General features: G+C 62.3%; 3 protein-coding genes. 2 read left to right on the top strand and 1 reads right to left on the bottom strand.

All coding sequences use genetic code 11. The features are described from left to right. Nucleotides 1-479: glutathione S-transferase family protein (locus tag EN939_RS30480; RefSeq protein WP_164751363.1), on the top strand; the 479-nt coding region annotated here is incomplete at its 5' end. A gap of 64 nt (nt 480-543) precedes the next feature. Further along, nucleotides 544-1200, top strand: a complete 657-nt coding sequence (locus EN939_RS30475; protein ID WP_127271364.1) for an imm11 family protein — start codon at nt 544-546, stop codon at nt 1198-1200. Between the two features lie 2 nt (nt 1201-1202). On the opposite strand, the gene EN939_RS30470 is transcribed toward EN939_RS30475, so the two are convergent. Then, nucleotides 1203-2114, bottom strand: a complete 912-nt coding sequence (locus EN939_RS30470; protein ID WP_127271362.1) for an agmatinase — start codon at nt 2112-2114, stop codon at nt 1203-1205. Nucleotides 2115-2325 lie beyond the last annotated feature (211 nt).

Raw genomic sequence — 2325 nt, 5'->3', positions numbered from 1 at the left:
GGGAGGCAGACGCCATAGCCTGCCGGCTCTCGCGCGATGCGCATTCGGATTTCTGGCGCACCGGCGAGGACGAACCCGAGATGATCCGCTGGCTGAGCTGGGGCAAGGAGCACTTCGCATTCGCTTGCGACATGGTGCATTTCGAACGTGGGACCAAACAGCGGTACGGCATCGGCCCGATCGATCAGAAGCGGGTGGAGGAGGGCCTAAACCAATTCCATACGGCCGCGGCAATACTCGACGCCGTGCTTGCCGAGCGGCAGTGGCTGGTCGGGAATTCGGTTTCCTATGCCGATTTTCGAATGGCGACCTTCCTGCCGTTCAACGAAGCCGCCAGATTGCCGCTCGACGATTATTCCTCTGTCAGCCGCTGGTACCGTCGGCTTGAAGACATCGGCGCCTGGCGTGACCCTTTCAAGGGGATGGATGCACCCGAATTGCCGCCGGTGCCGCAAACGGCTGTCGCGGACCAGCGGTGAGAACGCGCGCGAAGAGCCGCGCAGCAGGCCGAGCCTACCAAGGCAATGATGTGCGGGGGATCGGATGAATATCTATGTCCTGAGCGTGGTCGAAGGACAGGAATGGGTCCTTCCCCGACAGGCGGACGACTACCAGCTGTTTTCGATGCTCTGCGGCCGGAAGCAGACACAATGGCATCCGCCCGGGATGGAGATCCTGTGCGAACACGACGACGGTACGCTCCGGCAATATTCAGATTTTCCATGGCTTGGCGAGCATGTGCTCATCCTGCGGGCGAGGGCGTTGAAGTTGCTTCGGCCAACCCTCGAACCGTACGGTGAATTCCTGCCGCTTCGTGCCGACGAGGCCATATCGCTCTTCAATGTCACCACCGTGATCGATGCGCTGGACGAGGAACGTTCAAAGATCGTTCGCTTTGACGACGGCGGCATAATGGTGATCGAAAGCCTCGTCCTTCGAGCGGACGCAATCGGCGGTACCGAGACATTCAAGCTGCCCGAGCGTGCCGATGGGGTGCGAATATCCGATATCTATCTGCAGGAGACGATCGTACGCCGGATCGGGGAGCTTGGGCTCAAGGGCATTGCTTTCAACTTGGTCTGGAGCGACGAGCCGGCCGGACAAGGCAGGATCGAGTACCCAGGTGTGGAAAAGGGCATTTCAACCGCAAGCTCGCTCACGCGCCTTTGGGCCGGTCTGCGGCGAAAAGCAGGGTTTTGATATCAAACCTGCCGGACGACGGTGCCGACCACATTGACGAGAAGGCGCGCGGCGGTCAGCGCTGACAGGCCGTCGATATCGGCCGGAGGATAGAACTCGACAAGGTCGAACCCTGCGATCCGGGCCCGTCTGCCGAGGCCGGCGATCAGGTCGATCACCTGCGTGTAGGTGAGACCGCCGGGTGTACGCGCCGCCACGCCCGGCATGACGCTTGGATCGAGGCTGTCGCAGTCGAGGGTGACGACAACCCGCGCGCCTTCCGGAATATGCCGGAGCGCGGCTTCGACGCCCTGAGCGTGAACCTCGCGGGCGGTCACGAAGTGGCTGCCATAGCGCCGTGCCGCTTCGATCTCGGTGATGCGTGCGCTGCCGACGCTGCGCAGGCCGACTTGCACCATGCCTGCGACATGCGGCATCTCGCTCGCCCTGCGCATCGGGCTCGAATAGCCGTGGCGTTCGCCATACACCTCGTCGCGCCAGTCGATATGGGCGTCGATCTGCAGGACCCAGACCGGCCCGTGCTCCGCAAAGCCGGCGAGGAAGGGAATGGTCATGGAACAGTCGCCGCCGATCAGGATCGGCACGGCCGGCAATGCCAGGATTTCGCGCGTTTTTGCCTCGATCCTGACCCTGTTGCCGGCATTGTCATGCATGGTGGTCAAGATATCGCCGGCGTCGATGCAAGAGGCCGGCTTGCCGTCGAACAGCGGGCCGCCGAGATCGAAATCCCAGTGCTCGACGAACGCGGCATCGTCCTGGCTCGCAACGCGGATCGCATCCGCCGCCAAGGCATGGCCGCGGCTGTCCTTGCCGGGATAAGTGCTGCCGTGACCGGCCCCGAAGATCACCGCGCGGGGCATGTGACCATCTGCGAGACGGTCTGGAAAGCCGAGAAAGGGAGGCGAGGGGGTCATGCCTTGATGGATCCTGATGATGCTTAGCGCACGCCGATCGGGTGCGGTTAAGTCAAGCGCCCCGGCTTCAGCTTTGTGCCGATTGGGTAAGCCCAATAAACTCTAAAACAATCGAGATCGATCACCCACCTGGTGTTTCAAATTTGGGCCAACGGGGCATTGGCGGTGGCATGCGCCGATTTCGAGGCGACATTTCGCTGCCGGCGAGGAC

The sequence above is a fragment of the Mesorhizobium sp. M7A.F.Ca.CA.002.05.1.1 genome (genome assembly GCF_003998335.1).
In the GTDB taxonomy this organism is placed as follows: domain Bacteria; phylum Pseudomonadota; class Alphaproteobacteria; order Rhizobiales; family Rhizobiaceae; genus Mesorhizobium.
The sequence above is the reverse complement of the archived record's forward strand: the minus strand, read 5'-3'. Positions and strand labels throughout refer to the sequence as shown.